The following is a 16,421-nucleotide window of genomic DNA, read 5'->3' as shown; positions in this document are numbered from 1 at the left end:
ACGCAGGAGGTGTTGGCCGGGCTGGTCGGCCGTAGTACTGACTGGCTGGCCAAGGCAGAGACCGGCCGGCGCAAGCCGCCCCGCATCGACATGCTCGCCGAGCTGGCGCGCATCCTGCGCGTCCCGCTCGCAGACCTGGTCGGTCAGACCACGCTCGTGGAAGACGAGAAGCAGCAAGACGACGTGCCGGCCGTGCGCGACGCGCTGATGAGCCCGCGGCGACTCTCGCGCCTCCTCTTCGGTCCGGAGGCAGAGGCTCAACTCCCCACCCCCGCGCCGATCGCTATCCGAGTCGAGAAGGCGTGGAACGACTACCAGAGCGGCCGACTTGGAAGCGTCATTGCGGCGCTGCCCGGTCTGCTCCAGACCGCGCAAGAGTTGGAGGACCGGGCCGCTCGTCGCGGAGAGGATCGTCACGACTGCTGGGCTGTGTCAGCCCGGACGCACCACCTCGCCGCTACGACGCTGGCCAAGATCGGGGAGTCCGACATCTCATGGCTCGCGGCAGAGCGCGCCATGCAAGCAGCGGACTCGTCTGACGACCCGCTCGTACTGGCGTCTGCCGCCCGCTCGGGCACGCACGCGCTACTCGCCAACGGCCGGTACGAGGCAGCGATGCAGCTGGGCGACGCCACGGCCAACTGGCTCGCCCCGCGGGTCGCGGACAGCGACCCGTCCGCGTTGAGCCTGCTCGGCATGATTCACCTTCGCGCCGCCGTGGCGGCCGCCCGCCACCAGGACCGCCCCACAGCGACCCGGCTGCTCGACCGAGCCGAGGAGCTGGCGGACGAACTCGGCTCGGATGAGAACTACTGGCAGACCGGCTTCGGCCCCACCAACGTGCTCCTGCACCGGCTGTCCATCGAGCTGGACCTCGACAACGTCGCGTACGTGGTCGAGAACGGCCGAATCAACGTGGACCACATGCCGCAAGAGCGCAGCGTCTCGCACCGGATCGACTTCGCCCGCGCGCTCTCGCTGGCCGGGCATGGCGACGAGGCGTTCGCTGAACTGCGCACGGCCGAACGTACGTCGCCCCAGCTCGTGCGGAACAATCCGAGGGTCCGCGAGACGCTGCGGGACCTGACCAGGCAGTCCCCCGTGACTGCTGGCGCCCGCTCGTCCGAGGTGTTCGTGATGGCCCAACGATGCAGGGCGGTGCAGTGAGTACGGGCAAGCGGGGAGTTCTCGGAGTCGTGGCTTCGGCGGCCGGCGGTGTGGAGACACTGCGCACCGGACTGGTTGAACCTGCGATCGAGCGCGGTTGGCAGGTGGCAGTCACCCTGACACCCACCGCCGCTAACTGGCTTCGAACGAGCGGGGAAATCGACCAGCTAGCAAAGTCGACCGGCCTGCCGGTGCGCCACGAATCTCGGCTGCCCGGCGACGACCGTCCGCACCCGCCGGTTGACTGCTATGTCGTCGCGCCCGCGAGCGCGAACACGGTCGCCAAGATCGCGACGGGCATCGCGGACAATCAAGCTCTGACACAGGTCGGCGAAGCCCTCGGGACGCTAGGTCTCCCCGTCGTCATCTTCCCGCGGGTGAATGCTGCTCACGCCCGGCACCCGGCTTGGAAGCGACACCTCTCGGCTCTGCGGGAAGCACAGGTGCACCTGGTTTGCGGACCCGATGTGTGGCCGCTGTACGAGCCAAGGGAAGGGCCGGCCGAGCGCCAGATTCCCTGGGCGGCTGTTCTGGACGCGGCGGACCAAGCGATGACGTGACGAGTAGTCAATACGTTTGGCCTGCAACGATGATGGACCCGGACACTCTGTCCGGGTCCATCATCGTTTCCGCTCCCAAGCTGTCTCACATGTCCAAGACATTCGAGCAGCACCACGGCCGAACGGCGCTCACGCCCGCTCAGCACGCCCTGCTAACGGCGAGTCTCCGCAGGGCGCAAACCGACGTCGCCAGCCTGGCAAGGCGGGTCCACTCCGTCACCGAACGAGCTACGAGTTGCCAGCGTTCATCGCACGCTCCACACGTTCAACACGCTCAGCCAGCTGTCGGATCGTCTCGTGCATCGCGTTGATCTCAGCGGCGAGCGCGAGGAACGCCGACCCAGCACGTTGTGTGTCATCAGCTGGCTGGGCTGGGTCAATGACGAAGGTTCCTCGCCCCTGCTGAGAGATCACGAGCCCTTCCTCCCCGAGCTCGCGGTAGGCGTTCTGCACCTTGACCAGAGTCACGCCGTACTCCTTGGCCAGGTCGCGCGCTGCCCGCAACTGGTCGCCAGGGCCGAGGTCTCCGTTAACGATCTGCCGGCGGATGTCCGCAGCAATGTCCTTGGCCGTGGGGCGCGGTGTACCAGGGCTCTTCTCCATGCCCTCGAGCGTAACCGGCCTAGGTCAATTCGATTCGGCCAGGCCACTTGACGACCCAGATAGACCTAGGTAACTTCCTGCCTAGAACATGATGGACCTAGGTCAATCTCAACCGGTTCCGTCTGCCAGCTGGGGCCTGGCACGTCCGCAGCCTGCGCCCGGAGGGCCCGCTGACACGGGTCCGAAGGAAGCGCCCGTTCCTTGACAACTGAATGGGGATCACGCCGCCTCTCCTCGGCCAAGTAGGCGGCCACGCGGTCTTCCGCGTGAAGAACAGCGCACCCCCAACCCTTTCGCGGCGGCTCGCCCGCTGCGCCGGTTGCCTCCCCTGCTCGTCCCGAACGAGCAGGGCTGAGGGGAGCCGGAGGTTCGTCTCCCGACCGGGCCGGTCGTCTCTCACCAAAGCGCCACGACCGCCCGGCTTTCCTGCCCCTTCGATTCAGGAGAGCACCATGCGGACATTCATCGGCGGCCATCAGGTCGTCAGCGACACCGATTTCATCGAACTCGCCCTTGGCACTCCGGTTGAGCTGTGGCTCGGGGTGGAGGGCGAGAGCGAGATGGAGCGCGCGGCCCGCCTGGACGCGGCCCGCGACATCCTCGCCGACAACCCGAACCTGCCGGACGACGTGAGCCGGGTCGCCGCCGAGGCGATCGAGGCGTTCGCGCCGGAGCTGTTCAACGTCGTCCCGCTGCCCGCGTCGAAGGCGGCTCGCCGCCGGCCGGGCCGGAACGGGGTGGCGGCATGACCACCGCGACCGAGACGGTGCGCCCGACGGTGCCGCCGCTGACGCGTCCGGAGATGGGCCTTGCCGGTGTGGGCGCACTCGCCGCGGCCGGTGTCGGCGCGCTGGGGTTGATCTCATCGTTCGACGCCGTGTCGGCCGCCGCGCTCCGGTGGGGGTTCGGTGAGCCGTGGATGCTTCCCGTCGGTATCGACGTGGCGATCCCGGTGTTCACCGTGGCCAATCTGCTGTTGATCCGGATGGACATGGCCCTTGCCTGGGTCCGGTTCGTGCCCTGGTTCCTGACGCTGGTGACCTGCGGGCTGAACGTCGCCTCCGGGCCGGGGGCGTGGGCGAAGGTGGCTCACGGCACGATGCCGCTGCTGTGGGTGGTGTTCTCCGAGATCGGCGCCCACATCTACGCGGTGCGGATCGGAGCTGCGACCGGTCGGCGGATGGACAAGATCCGTGCCTCGCGATGGCTGCTGGCCCCGCTGTCGACGTTCGCCCTGTGGCGGCGGATGACGCTGTGGGAGATCACCTCCTACGCCGACGCTCTCGATCGGGAGCGCGAGCGGCAGCTCGCCCGTGCGGATCTACGGGAGCGGCACGGCCGCCGCTGGCGTACGCGCACCCCGCGCCGCGAGCGCGTGCTCCTCAAGCTCGGGGAGCTCACCCCCGCTGGCGAGGAACCGGCGCCCGAGGAGCCCACCCCCGAGCCTTCCCCCCCGCCGGAGCGGGAGGCGCCGAAGTCGCCGCGCAAGCGCACCACCAAAGCCAAGGCGAAGCCGGGCAAGGGGCAGCGCACCGCGGCGGAGCTGCTGGCCGAAGCACGCGAGGTCACGGCCGATTGGTCGGATGACGCGATCAACGCTGAGGCGATCCGGACCACGCTCCACTGCTCTGCAGCCAACTCCCGTGTGCTGCGGGACGCGCTGTTGAACGAGCGGGCCGACGGCCGGCGCCTGCACACCGTCGACGCCGACACCACCGAGGACAGCGACGACAGCGAGGGGGCGGCGGCATGAGCACCCTCTTAACCGCCCTGGCCACTGCCGCGCCTGTGTCGGCAGGTTGGGCGATGCACGTGCTCTGGCTGCGCCACCGTCTACGCACCGCCCGCCGCGACCCGCTGACCGGGCTGCGGACCCGTGAGGGGTTCACCCACCGCGCGACCGCGCTGCTGCGCGATGAGCGGGCGGTGGTCGTCCTCGCCGACGTCGACCACTTCAAGCAGATCAACGACCGGTACGGCCACGCGGCCGGGGACGCGCTGCTCAAGGCGACAGCGCAGCGGCTCGCCCACTACGTCGGCACCGATGGCGTGGTCGGGCGGCTCGGGGGCGACGAGTTCGCCGCCGTGGTCATCGACCGCAACGGCACTGCGGCCGACCTGCTGGCGGTGCTGCACGGCGTGCTCGCCCGCCCCGTCGACGGCCAGGCACCGAACGTGCACGCCACGGTCTCGCTCGGCTGGGTCCGCGCCGCCGACCATCCCAGCGATGACCTGTCCCGACTGCTCGGACGCGCGGATGAGGCCATGTACGCGGCCAAGCAAGCCAGGGCCGGCATCCGGCGGGCCGGGCTGGGGCGGCTGTTCGCCACGGTGGCCGGTCACCGCTCCGGACGCTGCGGCGGCGGCCGTATCGACGGCCCGCCGGTCGGGATGGCCGCCTGATGTCCCCCGCGTTCGGCAAGTGCTACGACCCGTCCGGCGTGACATGGGGGATACCGACCTTCCCGTGGAAGTTTGCCCCCGACGGCTACGCCACCCGCCGCCAGCTCCGCGCCCGCGGCCTACGCCCCGGCGGACAGCCGATCGCCGCGCAGGTGATGCGCCGCTCCCGCCACCGCAAGAACGGCGTGCTGGTCGCCTACCTGTACCGCATCGACCGGGCCAAGCCCGTCCGGCCCATGACCACGGGGAAGTCGGCCGCGCTCGCCAAGGCGATGCAAGCCCGACGCACCTGCCCCGCCTGCCAGACAGACGCCGGATACGTCATCCCGACCTCACTCGGCATGTGCGTCCCCTGCGCCTACCCCGAAGAACAGCGCGCCGCCTGAACCAACAGTCAACGGGCCCGGCCGCCCACCTCTCACAGCGCCGACCGGGCCCACCCTCCCTTGGAAGGAACTGTCAGTGAAGCACCCCGACGACGAGAACGAACTCTTCAACCGACTCGAAGCCGAGATGAGCACCGACTCCGGCGCGGATGTGGTCGACCTCGGCAAGGCCCGATCCGCCCGGAAGGAGTCGGCCGACCCGAGCGCCGACCGGTCGCCCGACGCGTCCGCCGATTCCCGCCCCGCCGGGTCGGGCAACCCGCTGCCCGACGCGTCGGCCGACTCGGAGACGGTTCGGGTCGATGTGATGGTGCCGACCGAGTCGGGTCCGGGTCTGCTGGATCGGATCAAGGGCTCCAAGCGTCTGGATGTCATCCCGGTGTGGATGAAGTCGGGCGCGGAGTTCAAGGACGCTGCCGGGTGGATCGCCGGGCACGTCGGCCACACCCTCGCCTTCCACGCGGTACGGGTGCCGTTCCTCTACGCCCCCAAGCTGATCGTGCGGGCCCCGCGCGGCGTGGTGAACACCCTCGGCAAGGTCGGCCGCTGGGCCGTGGACTCGGAGGGCGAGCCGCTGCGCCAGGCCGAGGCACGGCGGGAGAACTCCGAGCTGTACCTGAAGCTGTCCAAGCAGCGTGACCGTCGGGTCCGACTCCGCATGCTGCTCACAGCCGTGGGCGGGATCGGCGCCCTGGTCGGTGTGCTCTACCTCGTCTATGGCGCGCAGCCGTTGACGCAGATCATCGCCGCCGTCGCGGCGGTGCTCGGGTTCGGCTGGATGGGGGCGCCGGCGGACGCGCCGCTGTCGACGCGGGCGGTCATCAAGACCGAGGTGCAGAAACTCACGAGCGACATCGTGGTCAAGGCCATGGCGTCGATCGGGATCGGGCAGATCGCCTCTGCGGTTGCGAAGGGGCAGGACGGCATCAAGTTCGCCGCCCCGATCACCCGCGAGGGGCCCGGCTGGCGCGCGGACATCGACCTGCCGCTGGGCGTCACGGTCGCGGACGTCGCCGACCGCCGTGCCCGCCTCGCTTCCGGTCTGCGTCGACCGCTCGGGTGCGTGTGGCCGGACGCCGACCCGAACGAGCACGAGGGACGACTCATCCTGTGGGTCGGCGACCGGGACCTGTCCAAGACCGGCATCGTCAAGTGGCAGCTCGCCAACGCCGCGCGGCACGACGTGTTCAAGCGCATCCCGTTCGGCCTGGACCCGCGCGGCCGGGCGCAGGCGGTGCCCCTGATCCAGCACAACGTGCTCATCGGCTCCCTGCCCGGCCAGGGCAAGACCAGCTCCGTGCGCGTCCTCGCCTGCGGCGCGGCACTGGACCCGTCGGTGGAGCTGTGGCTGCACGAGAACAAGGGCACCGGTGACCTCGACTCCCTCGAATGCGTCTCGCACCGGTTCGTCTCCGGCATCGATGACGAGTCGGTGAAGTACGCGGCCGACTCGCTCAAGCTGCTGCGCGAGGAGGTCATGCGCCGTGCCAAGGCGATCAAGCAGCTGCCGCGGGACCTGTGCCCGGACAAGCGGGTCACCCGGCAGATCGCCGACAAGCGCTCGCTCAAGCTGTGGCCGCTGCTCGCCGTGTTCGACGAGTGTCAGAACCTGTTCGCCCACGGCACCTACGGCAAGCAGGCCGGCGAGGATGCCGAGTTCATCATCAAGCTCGGCCGCGCCCTCGGAGTGAGCCTGGTCCTGGCCACGCAGCGCCCTGACAAGGACTCGCTGCCCACCGGTGTCAGCGGCAACGTGTCCATCCGCTTCGCACTCAAAGTCGCAGGCCAGACCGAGAACGACATGATCCTCGGCACCAGCGCCTACAAGAACGGCGTCCGCGCCACCCAGTTCCGGCCCGAGATCGACGCCGGAAACGGCTACCTCAAGGGCGCCACCACCCTCCCGGTCGTGGTGCGCACCGCCTACCTGGACGACCCGGCAACCAACGCCATCGCCCAGCGCGCCCTTGCCCTGCGCAAGGCCGAAGGCACCCTGTCCGGCCACGCGCTCGGAGAGGACACCGACGCGGTCAAGGGTCCGTCCTACGACCTGCTCGCAGACATCGCCGCCGTCGTCCCCGAGACGGAAGAGCGGGTGTGGAACGAGCGGATCGCCGCGCGGCTCGCTGAGCTGCGGCCGGAGGTCTACGGCGGTTGGAAGGGCGAGAACGTCACCTCCGCGCTCAAGCCGCACGGTATCAAGACCCGAGACGTCGCCGGCACCACGGACGACGGAGCCCGCACCACCCGCCGCGGCATCGTCCGCGCCGACCTCACCAAAACGATTGCGGAGCGTGACCAAAACCGGGGCGCCGCATAGCCCCGTCGAGCCGCTACCGGTAGCAGGTTCGCCTGCTACCGGTAGCACCCCCGCTAGCGATCCAAACCTGGTCTCATCAGCGATCTAGTGGATAGCACCCCACCTGCGTAAACACCGGAAACCGCCCCAGGAGGGCCCCGATGACCCCCATCGCCCTTGCTGTCGCCTGCCTGTTCGTCATCACGCTCGGTTACGGCGCTATGTGTGCGGCCGCGCCGTTCGGACCCTGCCGCAAGTGCCGCGGCTTCGGCTTCGAGATGAAGACGGACCGCAAAGGACAGCTCAAGCGCGGCAAGAACTGCCACCGCTGCAAGGCCACCGGCCGCCGCATACGCATCGGCCGCTGGATCTTCAACCGCGCCCAGCGCCTGTACCGCGAAGGCACCCGCTGACCCCAGACACGAAGGGCCGACGGTGCCCGTCATGAGACGTACCCCGCTCCGAGCAGGAGCTAGGTGGGCGCACCGTCGGCCGAAGACCGCGAGCTTGCCGGCACCCGCGGTGCCCGCACCCTATCCCGCGTCATCGACCCACCGTCAAAGGAGTTTCCGCATGGCCGTCACGGTCTCGCTCGTCGCCCTGTTCGGGCTCGTCCTGTTCTTCCTGCTCCGCTCCAAGACCCTCGGCTACGGCTCCGCGTTCGTCGCCGCAGCGTTCGGGTTCTTCCTCGCCTCCACCGGCGCGGCCGGGCCCATCTCCCAGCTCACCACCGCTGTCATCGACGCCATCCAGCAGATCAACTGAGGGAGCCCGCGATGCACCAGCCCATCCTCGTCCGCCACCCGCTCGCCGTCATCGCCCCCAAGGTGGCCCCGGCCATCGCCACATCCACCGTCCTCATCCTCGGCAGGATCTGGAACGCCAACGGTGCCGAACACTCCGTCGGCAACGCCACGCTGATGGTCGTCCTCGCCACCGGAGCCGCGGCAGCCGGCGCCTGCGCATCGGTCGGTCGCTCCGGTGACGGCATCCTCGCCGGAACGTGCTTCGCCGCATCCGGCGGACTCGCCCTCGCCGGGGTCGCCGGATACGCGGACGGCCTCTCGCTCCCGCTGCTGCTGTGGGCGCTCGCCACCGCCGTCGCGTACGGGCTCGCCGCCCGCTACTGGCGCACCGACCGCCGCGACACCCTCGCGCACGAGCGGCACATGAGCGAGAAGCGCGAGGACCACAGCCACACCGAGCGCATCGAAGCCATGCGATCGCGCACACAGATCGAGGTGGCCCGCGAGGGCGCCGCCTACGCCACCGCGCTCGCCGAAGCCATGACCGCCCGCGCCATGCTCCCCGGCTTCGACCCCCTCGCCGTCAACGACGCCGGGCTTCCCCAACTCCCCACCACACACACCACATCGAAGGAGAACTGACCATGTTCGAGATCCGCGTCATCTGCGACCCGGACGACACCGACCGCGTGACCAAGACACTCGCCGCAGCGTTCACCACCGGCCCGGTGCGCCAGTACGCCACCCGCGACGGGGACCGCGCCCGGCTGTACGTCTCGGCCGACCACGGCACCGACGCCGGCCCCGAGCCGGTGTGGCCGACGCCGGAAGAGGCGTACACGCTCGCGCCCGGCATCACCAGCGAGATCGGCTGGACCGCCAACGCTGCCCGCACCCGCCCCTCCTTCACGCCGTCGGACCGCGAGTACTGGCTCCGCAAGGCCGCGCTCCTGGACCGCATCACCCTCGCCGACGAGGCCGTGGGCATGGACAGCGACGCGGGGCTCCTGGCCACCGACGCGGCCCGCCGCCTGATCGACCTGGACGGCGCTCACGACGCCGACGACCCGCGCGCCTACGTCCGCCAGCAGTACGCCCACTGGGCCAAGACCCAGTAGCTACGCCCGAGGCGGGCGCCTCTCACCACAAGACCGCGCCCGCCTCGGCTTCCTGCCCCTTCGAAGAAACAGGAGACCCCAGGATGCCTCAAGCCGAACGCCTCGCGCTGCCCCACGCCGCGCTGGACGCCGCCGCACGCGGCTGGCGCGTCTTCCCACTCCGGCCCGGCGACAAGCGCCCCGCCATCACTGACTGGGAGACACGCTCCACCATCGACCCTGCGCGCATCGCCCGGTGCTGGGCCCACGCCTCGTACAACATCGGCATCGCCACCGGCCCGTCCCGGCTGGTCGTTGTCGACCTCGACCAGCCCAAGGGAGCGGACGACACCCCGCCGACCGCGTGGGCCCTGCCCGGCGTCGCCGACGGCGCTGATGTCCTCGCAGTCCTCTGCGAGCGCCACGGCCAGCCCTTCCCGGACGACACGTTCACCGTGCGGACCTGGAGCGGTGGCATCCACCTGTACTTCACCGCGCCCGAGGGCGAGCCCCTGCGGAACACCAGCGGCGACAAGGGCAACGGCCTCGGCTGGAAGATCGACACCCGCGCGCAGGGCGGCTACGTCGTCGCGTCGGGCAGCACCTTCGGCGGTCACCCGTACGAGACCGTGCGGCAGGCACCCCCCGCCCCGCTCCCGCAGTGGCTCGCCGAACTTCTGCGTCCCGCGCCGCTGCCACCGCAGACGCCCATCGCCGTCGCGCTCCCCGCCGGCCGCCGCGGCAAGTGGCTCCGCGCCGCAGTCAACGACGAGCTGCAGCGCGTCGGCCACGCTCAGGAAGGCGAGCGGAACAGGGCCCTCTACATCGCGTCCGTCGCGCTCGGGCAGCTCGTGGCTGGGGGCGAGCTGGGCGAGCACGAGGTGACCGAGTGGCTGCGCACCGGCGCTCTTCAAGTGGGCCTGGGCGAGCGGGAAGCACGCCGCACCGTCGCTTCCGGGCTGCGGGCCGGAGCGAAGCGGCCGAGAACGGTGGCGGCATGAGCGCGTCCTCGAACCCGATTCCGCCGCTGCACCTGTACTCCGTCCCCAGCGACTCGCAGACGGCGCCAGAGGCAGCGCCGAAGCGGGAGCGACCGCGGACAGCGTGGACTGCGGACCAGCTCATGGCCGCGCACTTTCCCGAGCCGAAATGGGCCGTGCCGGGCATCCTCGCCGAAGGCGTGAGCCTGCTCGCCGGTCCTCCGAAGGTGGGCAAGTCCTGGCTGTCCCTCGGACTCGGGCTCGCAGTCGCCGCCGGAGGCCAGGCGTTCGACTCCGTACCGGTACAGGGCGGACCGGTGCTCTACCTCGCCCTGGAGGACACCCCGCGCCGGTTGCAGACCCGCATGGGCAAGCTGCTCGGGGGACAGAAGGCGCCGGCCGGGCTGACCCTCGTGACCGAGTGCCCACCCTTCCCCCAGGGTGGGGTGGAAGCCATCGCGCAGTGGCTGGACCGCAACCCGGACGCCCGCATGGTCGTCATCGACGTGTTCGCCAAGATGCGCGGCCAAGCCCCACAAGGCGTGTCCGCCTACGACGCGGATTACGTCTCCGTCAGCTACGCCAAGCGACTCGCGGACCACTACGGCATCGCCGTCGTCCTCGTGCACCACGTCCGCAAGATGGCCTCCGAGGACTTCCTCACCGAAGTCTCCGGCACCAACGGCATCGCCGGAGCCGCAGACGCCACCCTCGTCCTCAAGCGCGCCCGAGGACAGGCCGACGGCATCCTGCACGTCACCGGACGCGACGTGAACGAAGCCGAATACGCGCTCCAGTTCCAAGAAGCCTCCGGCGCCTGGCACCTGCTCGACGGCCCCGCCTCCGACCACACCATCGGAGACACCCGCGCCGCGATCCTCAAGCACGTCCGAGCCAACCCCGGCACGAAGCCGAAAGACATCGCCGAAGCGATTCCCCACGCCGATGCCGACACAGTTCGCCGGACGTGCTCCCGCATGGCGGCCGATGGGCAGCTGGCGAAGGACGGCAGCGGCCGCTACTACCCCGACACCGACACCCGGACACAGGCATCTCAAGGGGTGTCCCAGCTGTCCGACTGTCCGGTTGCTCCATCTGAGCTGGGAGAACGACCCGGACAGTCGGAAATCGAGCTGTCCGGGCTGTCCGGTTCCGCAGTCACCGACGAGGAGCCCCGATGACGACCGCCACCCGCCGCCGCAGGCCCACCGATGAGTGGCTGCCGCTCACCGACGTACTGAACGAGATCGGCATCACTCGCGCGACCTGGTACCGCTGGCGCAACCGCGGCTACGGCCCGGAGGTCCGCCGACTGCCCAACGGCCATCTGCGCGTGCGTCGCAGCGTGCTGGACGCTTTTCTGGAAGAACTGGAGATCGCGTGACCGAGTGGAGCTACACCGTGCGGATCTGGGGCATCCGCAAGCGCCCTTACCGCAAGCCGTTCCAGCTTCGGTGGCAGGTGGGTACACGTCCCCACTCCGAGTCCTTCCTGACCTCCGGTCTCGCCGAGAGCCGTCGCGCGCAGCTCATCACGGCGACCCGCGCGGGAGAGCCGTTCGACGTGGCCAGCGGGCTACCCAAGTCGATGGTGCAGAAGGAACGGGACATCTCCTGGTACCAGCACGCCCGGAACTACGTGGAATCGAAGTGGGACCACTCCCCCGCCGCGACCCGAAGGAATCTCGCCGAGGCGATGGCCACGGTCACGCTCGCCCTGGTGAAGGACACCAAGGGCATGGCCGATCACAGGACGGTCCGACGGGCGCTCTACAGCTGGGCGTTCAACGTCAAGCGGTGGGACGAGGAACTGCCGGCCGACGTGAAAAGCATCCTCGCTTGGATCGAGCGAAAGTCGGTTCCGACGTCGTCCCTCTCCGACCGGTTGCTCGTCCGCAAAGCCTTGGACGCCTGCGCGCGGAGGCTCGATGGCAAGGCTGCGGCCGGAACGGTCATCGCGCGGAAGCGGGCCATCTTCCACCAAGCGCTGAGCCTCGCCGTTGATGCCGAGCTGCTGACCGAGAATCCCATTCCGTCAGTCCGCTGGAAGGCCCCTGAGCGAGTGGAAGAGGAGGTGGACCCCGCGTGCGTTCCGGACCCGGCGCACGCCGCCGCCCTCTTGGCCGGCGTCCGGGCGCAGGGAACCCGAGGACGTCACCTGGAAGCGTTCTTCGGCTGCATCTACTACGCCGCGTCTCGCCCCGGCGAGACGGTCGGGCTCAAGCTGCGGGACTGCGAACTGCCACGGCGAGGCTGGGGCATGCTGCGGCTGAACGAGAGCCGAGCGCGCTCGGGCACGGCCTGGACGGACAGCGGTGAGGCTCACGACCAGCGAGGGTTGAAGCACCGGTCACGCAAGGCGGTTCGGTACGTGCCGATACCGCCGGAGCTGGTGGCCCTGCTGCGCTGGCACGTCATCCAGTTCGGCACGGCGCCCGACGGTCGACTGTTCCGCACGGCCCGCGGTGGGATGGTGCAGGAAAGCGGCTACGGCGAGGTCTGGGGCCGCGCACGCGCGGACGTGCTCGCCCCTGGCGAGCTGGCTTCGAGGCTCGCTAAGCGACCCTATGACCTTCGCCACGCAGCTGTCTCCACATGGCTCAGCTCCGGGGTGGAGCCGCAGCTCGTAGCCGAGCGCGCCGGCCACAGCGTCGCGGTGCTGTTCCGGGTGTACGCCAAGTTCCTTAAGGGCGGGGACGAGGCGGCCAATGCCAAGATTTCTGCCCGACTGCGGACGGGCGGCCCGTCCTGACGGCTCCGGCTCACATCGTCCATAACCGCAGGTGAGCCGCTGAGATCCCGTCCACGTCTCGTCCACAACAGCTGGTAGAGAGTGTGTGAGAACGAGACAGAGCGAGACAGTGCGCTGCCGTTGTCCCACTTACACAGAACGGCCCCTGATCGCGTTTCCGCAGATCAGGGGCCGTATCTATCGCGTGGCGGCGCCAGGATTCGAACCTGGGTAGGCTAAGCCGACGGATTTACAGTCCGCTCCCATTGGCCACTCGGGCACACCGCCATGGGATGTCGCCGATGGAGGAACCGCCGTGGGCGGTGCTCCGTGGCAACGACGTAAACGATACCTGATGTGCGCGGGTGCTTCGCCACCGGATTGATCAGCACCCCGGGCGGGCGGGGGTGGCTAGGCTTGGCCGAGCGGCTCGGGATGTCCCGGCCGCGCCTCCACGCACCCGATACAAGGAGCCACAGGACATGGCCGACTCCAGTTTCGACATCGTCTCGAAGGTCGAGCGGCAGGAGGTCGACAACGCCCTCAACCAGGCCGCCAAGGAGATCTCCCAGCGCTACGACTTCAAGAACGTCGGTGCCTCGATCTCCTGGTCCGGCGAGAAGATCCTGATGCAGGCGAACTCCGAGGACCGCGTCAACGCGATCCTGGACGTCTTCCAGACCAAGCTGGTGAAGCGCGGCATCTCGCTGAAGGCGCTGGACACCGGCGAGCCTCAGCTCTCCGGCAAGGAGTACAAGATCTTCGCCTCGATCGAGGAGGGCATCTCGCAGGAGAACGCCAAGAAGGTGGCGAAGATCATCCGCGACGAGGGCCCGAAGGGCGTCAAGGCGCAGGTACAGGGCGACGAGCTGCGCGTCAGCTCGAAGAGCCGCGACGATCTGCAGGCCGTCCAGGCACTGCTCAAGGGGCAGGACTTCGACTTCGCGCTGCAGTTCGTGAATTACCGCTGACGTCTGCGGGCGCGCCGGGGGCTACCGGGGGCGGAGCGGCTGGTCCGCTCCGCCCCCGTTCCCGTGCTTCCGGCGGTGCGGGAGCCGGGGGCAGGCCGGGGCGGGGGCCGGGGGCAGGCCGGGGCGGGGGCCGGCCCGTGACCGGCGGTGATGTCCGAATTCCGCCAGCCCAGGCGGGGCCCGGAGTCGCAGACTTGCAGGAGCGGCGCGGACGCGACGTCCCGGTGCCGGAACAGTGCCGAACACCGCAAGGAGCACGTGAGCCATGACGAGTGTGTACGAGACGGTCGACAGCCCGCTCGGCGAGCTGCTGCTGGTCGGCCGGGCATCGGCCACGGCGACGGGCGGCACGGCGCTGGCCTCGCTGTCACTGCCCGGGCAGAAGGGCGGGGCAGTCGTCCAGGACGGCTGGCGACGCGATCCCGGGGCCTTCGAGGAGATCGGACGCCAGTTGACGGCGTACTTCGCGGGACGACTGACCCGTTTCGACATCGAGTACGCCGACGCCGGCACCGCATTCCAGCGCGGCGTCTGGAAGGCGGTCGATGACGTTCCCTACGGGCGGACGACGACCTACCGGGAGATCGCCGAGGCCGTCGGCACCTCCGCGGTGGGGGTGCGGGCCGTAGGGACGGCGATCGGGCGCAATCCGCTGCTCGTCGTGCGGCCCTGCCACCGGGTGATCGGCGCGGACGGTGCGCTGCGGGGGTACGCGGGCGGGCTGGAGTCCAAAGCACGGCTCCTCGGGCTGGAGGGGGTGCTGGTGCCGTGACGGATTCGGTCACATGAGCGGAGCGCTGTTCCCCCGGGAGCGGGCCGTCGTCTCCCCGGGGGACCGTGCATGTGCCCGGCTGGCTGCCGGGCGAGCGTCGGCGTGAGCTGGTGGTCGCCTGCCGTGCATGGGCACGCGGGCCGGTACCGATCCGGCACACGGTACTGCCCGGCGGCGGTGTGATGTCGGTGCGGACGGTCTGCGTGGGCTGGCACTGGCGGCCGTACGGATACTCCCGTACGGCGGACGATGTGAACGGCGCGCCGGTCGCCGGGTTTCCCGAGTGGCTGGCGGAACTGGGACGCGAGGCGCTGATCGAGGCGTACGGGGAACATCAGGGGTACGCCCCCGACACCGCATTGATCAACTTCTATGACGGCGCGGCCCGGATGGGGATGCACCAGGACAGGGACGAGCGGTCCTCAGCACCGGTCGTCTCCTTGAGCATTGGCGACTCCTGTGTGTTCCGCTTCGACAACGCGGAGACCAGGGGCCGCCCGTACAGGGATGTGGAGCTGGCGTCCGGCGATCTGTTCGTATTCGGTGGCGCCTCCCGCTTCGCGTATCACGGCGTGATGAAGGTGCTTCCCGGAACCGGCGACCCCGCGAGCGGGATGAGCGGCGGTCGACTGAACATCACGCTGCGGGAGACCGGGCTGGCGGGCTGACCCTCTCGCCGCGGGTCGGCCGGGGCCTGACTCGGTTCGGCCCGGTCGGGCCTGACTCGGCCCGGTCGACGCCGCGGGGCGCCACTGCGGGGCGCGGGCTGCGGGGCGCGGCGCTGCGGGGTCAGCGCGAGCGGGAGTGGCCGAACAGGATCCGGTAGCCGATGAGCAGGACGAGCGCGCCACCGATGGCCGCGATCCATGTCGGGCCGTCGTAGAACTGGTTGGCGATCTCGCGGTCCAGGTAGCGGGCGGATATCCAGCCGCCGAGGAACGCACCGGCGACGCCGATGAGAGTGGTGCCGACCAGACCGCCCGGGTCGCGCCCGGGCAGCAGGATCTTGGCTATGGCCCCGGCCAGCAGCCCGAGAACGATCCAGCCGATGATGGTCATGCCGTGAACCTGCCCTTCGTACGGTGTTGTTGTCCAAGACGCTACCCAGCCCGGCCGTGGTTGCGGTGATCAGTAGGCTGCGGCACATGACACGGGAGTTGCGACGATCGCTCGGGGTCCCGGACGCGGTGGTGATCGGTCTGGGTCGATGATCGGAGCCGGGATCTTCACCGCCGCCCCTGGGGCCGACGGCGAAGGCAGCCGGATCCGGTCTGCTGCTCGGGCCCAGGTGCCGCACCGCGCGGAGGTCGCTGTGGGGGCCGTCGTCGCGGTGGTGGCGGCGACCGTGGACCTGCGCGAGGCGATCGGCTTCTCGTCGTTCGGAGTGCTCGTGTAGTACACAATCGCCAACGCTTCCGCCTGGACGCAGAGTTCCGGACCGCGGGGCGATACACCCGTTCGGGTGTCGCGGACCGTGAAGGTGACGGTCGGCTTCGGGATGGCGGGGCGCCTGGCCTTGGCGTTCTCGCTGCCGCTGTCGTCCGTACTCGTCGGTGCAGGCGTGCTGGCGCTGGGTGCGGCGGTGTACGCGACGCGGATACACCGTCGCGGCCGCTGACCCGCGTCAGGCGCCGCCGGACCGACTCGGCGCCGACGGGCGTGATGGCCGGACCGCTCGGCAACCAGGCCCGACCCGTCAGGGGGTGG

General features: G+C 69.9%; 19 protein-coding genes, 1 tRNA gene and 2 pseudogenes. 19 read left to right on the top strand and 3 right to left on the bottom strand.

The features are described from left to right. Positions 1 to 9 precede the first annotated feature (9 nt). Both AB0903_RS05945 and AB0903_RS05940 read left to right on the top strand, forming a co-directional pair. Positions 10 to 1,167: a helix-turn-helix transcriptional regulator gene (locus tag AB0903_RS05945; protein WP_366699410.1), complete on the top strand. Its 1,158-nt coding sequence runs from the start codon at positions 10 to 12 to the stop codon at positions 1,165 to 1,167. Positions 1,168 to 1,196: 29 nt separating this feature from the next. Then, entirely contained in the window at positions 1,197 to 1,727 is a 531-nt protein-coding gene (locus AB0903_RS05940) for a flavoprotein (RefSeq protein WP_366699408.1), read from the top strand. Positions 1,728 to 1,955: 228 nt separating this feature from the next. On the opposite strand, the gene AB0903_RS05935 is transcribed toward AB0903_RS05940, so the two are convergent. Continuing rightward, positions 1,956 to 2,330: a winged helix-turn-helix domain-containing protein gene (locus tag AB0903_RS05935; RefSeq protein WP_366699407.1), complete on the bottom strand. Its 375-nt coding sequence runs from the start codon at positions 2,328 to 2,330 to the stop codon at positions 1,956 to 1,958. Between the two features lie 452 nt (positions 2,331 to 2,782). Here AB0903_RS05935 and AB0903_RS05930 point away from each other — a divergent pair, with 452 nt between their 5' ends. The 13 genes from AB0903_RS05930 to AB0903_RS05870 all read left to right on the top strand — a co-directional run bounded on the left by AB0903_RS05930 (position 2,783) and on the right by AB0903_RS05870 (position 12,992). Continuing rightward, complete coding sequence (locus AB0903_RS05930; protein ID WP_366699406.1) at positions 2,783 to 3,079, top strand: hypothetical protein; 297 nt, start codon at positions 2,783 to 2,785, stop codon at positions 3,077 to 3,079. Continuing rightward, positions 3,076 to 4,083, top strand: coding sequence for a DUF2637 domain-containing protein (locus AB0903_RS05925; RefSeq protein WP_366699405.1), 1,008 nt, complete (start codon positions 3,076 to 3,078; stop codon positions 4,081 to 4,083). The genes AB0903_RS05930 and AB0903_RS05925 overlap by 4 nt, the downstream gene beginning before the upstream one ends. Then, the gene (locus AB0903_RS05920) at positions 4,080 to 4,733 is read left to right on the top strand and encodes a GGDEF domain-containing protein (protein WP_366699404.1); all 654 of its coding nucleotides are present in this window, start codon (positions 4,080 to 4,082) and stop codon (positions 4,731 to 4,733) included. Before AB0903_RS05925 ends, AB0903_RS05920 begins: the two co-directional genes overlap by 4 nt. Continuing rightward, positions 4,733 to 5,119 carry an RRQRL motif-containing zinc-binding protein gene (locus AB0903_RS05915; RefSeq protein WP_366699403.1) on the top strand — a complete coding sequence of 129 codons (387 nt, stop codon included), beginning with the start codon at positions 4,733 to 4,735 and terminating at the stop codon, positions 5,117 to 5,119. Before AB0903_RS05920 ends, AB0903_RS05915 begins: the two co-directional genes overlap by 1 nt. Positions 5,120 to 5,195: 76 nt before the next feature. Beyond that, a complete protein-coding gene (locus AB0903_RS05910) occupies positions 5,196 to 7,439 on the top strand; it encodes a cell division protein FtsK (protein WP_366699402.1) in 2,244 nt (747 codons plus the stop codon). 140 nt (positions 7,440 to 7,579) lie between these two features. Further along, positions 7,580 to 7,831 (top strand): hypothetical protein, encoded by a 252-nt coding sequence (locus AB0903_RS05905; protein ID WP_366699400.1) that lies wholly within the window; start codon positions 7,580 to 7,582, stop codon positions 7,829 to 7,831. A 160-nt stretch (positions 7,832 to 7,991) separates the two neighbouring features. After that, positions 7,992 to 8,183 carry a hypothetical protein gene (locus tag AB0903_RS05900; protein WP_100109127.1) on the top strand — a complete coding sequence of 64 codons (192 nt, stop codon included), beginning with the start codon at positions 7,992 to 7,994 and terminating at the stop codon, positions 8,181 to 8,183. An 11-nt stretch (positions 8,184 to 8,194) separates the two neighbouring features. Further along, a complete protein-coding gene (locus AB0903_RS05895; protein WP_366699398.1) occupies positions 8,195 to 8,806 on the top strand; it encodes a hypothetical protein in 612 nt (203 codons plus the stop codon). A 2-nt stretch (positions 8,807 to 8,808) separates the two neighbouring features. Beyond that, positions 8,809 to 9,282: a hypothetical protein gene (locus AB0903_RS05890; protein ID WP_366699396.1), complete on the top strand. Its 474-nt coding sequence runs from the start codon at positions 8,809 to 8,811 to the stop codon at positions 9,280 to 9,282. Between the two features lie 83 nt (positions 9,283 to 9,365). Then, entirely contained in the window at positions 9,366 to 10,262 is an 897-nt protein-coding gene (locus AB0903_RS05885; protein WP_366699394.1) for a bifunctional DNA primase/polymerase, read from the top strand. Beyond that, positions 10,259 to 11,422, top strand: coding sequence for an AAA family ATPase (locus AB0903_RS05880; RefSeq protein WP_366699392.1), 1,164 nt, complete (start codon positions 10,259 to 10,261; stop codon positions 11,420 to 11,422). The genes AB0903_RS05885 and AB0903_RS05880 overlap by 4 nt, the downstream gene beginning before the upstream one ends. Beyond that, positions 11,419 to 11,625: a helix-turn-helix domain-containing protein gene (locus tag AB0903_RS05875; protein ID WP_366699390.1), complete on the top strand. Its 207-nt coding sequence runs from the start codon at positions 11,419 to 11,421 to the stop codon at positions 11,623 to 11,625. The genes AB0903_RS05880 and AB0903_RS05875 overlap by 4 nt, the downstream gene beginning before the upstream one ends. Then, entirely contained in the window at positions 11,622 to 12,992 is a 1,371-nt protein-coding gene (locus AB0903_RS05870) for a site-specific integrase (protein ID WP_366699388.1), read from the top strand. The genes AB0903_RS05875 and AB0903_RS05870 overlap by 4 nt, the downstream gene beginning before the upstream one ends. 185 nt (positions 12,993 to 13,177) lie before the next feature. Here the strand turns inward: AB0903_RS05870 and AB0903_RS05865 are convergent. Then, positions 13,178 to 13,259: transfer RNA gene (locus AB0903_RS05865), tRNA-Tyr, on the bottom strand. Positions 13,260 to 13,453: 194 nt separating this feature from the next. Between AB0903_RS05865 and AB0903_RS05860 the strand changes: the two genes are divergently transcribed. From AB0903_RS05860 to AB0903_RS05850, 3 genes and pseudogenes are all read left to right on the top strand, one after another. After that, positions 13,454 to 13,942 (top strand): YajQ family cyclic di-GMP-binding protein, encoded by a 489-nt coding sequence (locus AB0903_RS05860; RefSeq protein ID WP_366699386.1) that lies wholly within the window; start codon positions 13,454 to 13,456, stop codon positions 13,940 to 13,942. A 265-nt stretch (positions 13,943 to 14,207) separates the two neighbouring features. Continuing rightward, complete coding sequence (locus tag AB0903_RS05855; RefSeq protein WP_366699384.1) at positions 14,208 to 14,714, top strand: methylated-DNA--[protein]-cysteine S-methyltransferase; 507 nt, start codon at positions 14,208 to 14,210, stop codon at positions 14,712 to 14,714. A 13-nt stretch (positions 14,715 to 14,727) separates the two neighbouring features. Further along, positions 14,728 to 15,382: pseudogene (locus tag AB0903_RS05850) on the top strand (alpha-ketoglutarate-dependent dioxygenase AlkB). A 121-nt stretch (positions 15,383 to 15,503) separates the two neighbouring features. Here AB0903_RS05850 and AB0903_RS05845 read toward each other — a convergent pair. Then, the gene (locus AB0903_RS05845; protein ID WP_366699382.1) at positions 15,504 to 15,773 is read right to left on the bottom strand and encodes a GlsB/YeaQ/YmgE family stress response membrane protein; all 270 of its coding nucleotides are present in this window, start codon (positions 15,771 to 15,773) and stop codon (positions 15,504 to 15,506) included. A 220-nt stretch (positions 15,774 to 15,993) separates the two neighbouring features. On the opposite strand from AB0903_RS05845, the pseudogene AB0903_RS05840 reads away from it, so the two are divergent. Then, positions 15,994 to 16,332, top strand: a pseudogene (locus AB0903_RS05840) (amino acid permease); the annotation flags it as partial. Between the last annotated feature and the right edge of the window lie 89 nt (positions 16,333 to 16,421).

The sequence above is a fragment of the Streptomyces sp. NPDC048389 genome (genome assembly GCF_040706335.1).
Classification (GTDB): Bacteria; Actinomycetota; Actinomycetes; order Streptomycetales; family Streptomycetaceae; genus Streptomyces.
Note: the sequence above shows the minus strand (reverse complement) of the source record. Positions and strands in the feature narration are given on the sequence as shown.

Excerpts from the sequence above, each read along its gene's own strand:
- AB0903_RS05935 (WP_366699407.1), bottom strand. The coding sequence starts at position 2,330 with ATGGAGAAGAGCCCTGGTACACCGCGCCCCACGGCCAAGGACATTGCT.
- AB0903_RS05930 (WP_366699406.1), top strand. The coding sequence starts at position 2,783 with ATGCGGACATTCATCGGCGGCCATCAGGTCGTCAGCGACACCGATTTC.
- AB0903_RS05925 (WP_366699405.1), top strand. The coding sequence starts at position 3,076 with ATGACCACCGCGACCGAGACGGTGCGCCCGACGGTGCCGCCGCTGACG.
- AB0903_RS05920 (WP_366699404.1), top strand. The coding sequence starts at position 4,080 with ATGAGCACCCTCTTAACCGCCCTGGCCACTGCCGCGCCTGTGTCGGCA.
- AB0903_RS05915 (WP_366699403.1), top strand. The coding sequence starts at position 4,733 with ATGTCCCCCGCGTTCGGCAAGTGCTACGACCCGTCCGGCGTGACATGG.
- AB0903_RS05905 (WP_366699400.1), top strand. The coding sequence starts at position 7,580 with ATGACCCCCATCGCCCTTGCTGTCGCCTGCCTGTTCGTCATCACGCTC.
- AB0903_RS05900 (WP_100109127.1), top strand. The coding sequence starts at position 7,992 with ATGGCCGTCACGGTCTCGCTCGTCGCCCTGTTCGGGCTCGTCCTGTTC.
- AB0903_RS05895 (WP_366699398.1), top strand. The coding sequence starts at position 8,195 with ATGCACCAGCCCATCCTCGTCCGCCACCCGCTCGCCGTCATCGCCCCC.
- AB0903_RS05890 (WP_366699396.1), top strand. The coding sequence starts at position 8,809 with ATGTTCGAGATCCGCGTCATCTGCGACCCGGACGACACCGACCGCGTG.
- AB0903_RS05885 (WP_366699394.1), top strand. The coding sequence starts at position 9,366 with ATGCCTCAAGCCGAACGCCTCGCGCTGCCCCACGCCGCGCTGGACGCC.
- AB0903_RS05880 (WP_366699392.1), top strand. The coding sequence starts at position 10,259 with ATGAGCGCGTCCTCGAACCCGATTCCGCCGCTGCACCTGTACTCCGTC.
- AB0903_RS05875 (WP_366699390.1), top strand. The coding sequence starts at position 11,419 with ATGACGACCGCCACCCGCCGCCGCAGGCCCACCGATGAGTGGCTGCCG.
- AB0903_RS05860 (WP_366699386.1), top strand. The coding sequence starts at position 13,454 with ATGGCCGACTCCAGTTTCGACATCGTCTCGAAGGTCGAGCGGCAGGAG.
- AB0903_RS05855 (WP_366699384.1), top strand. The coding sequence starts at position 14,208 with ATGACGAGTGTGTACGAGACGGTCGACAGCCCGCTCGGCGAGCTGCTG.
- AB0903_RS05845 (WP_366699382.1), bottom strand. The coding sequence starts at position 15,773 with ATGACCATCATCGGCTGGATCGTTCTCGGGCTGCTGGCCGGGGCCATA.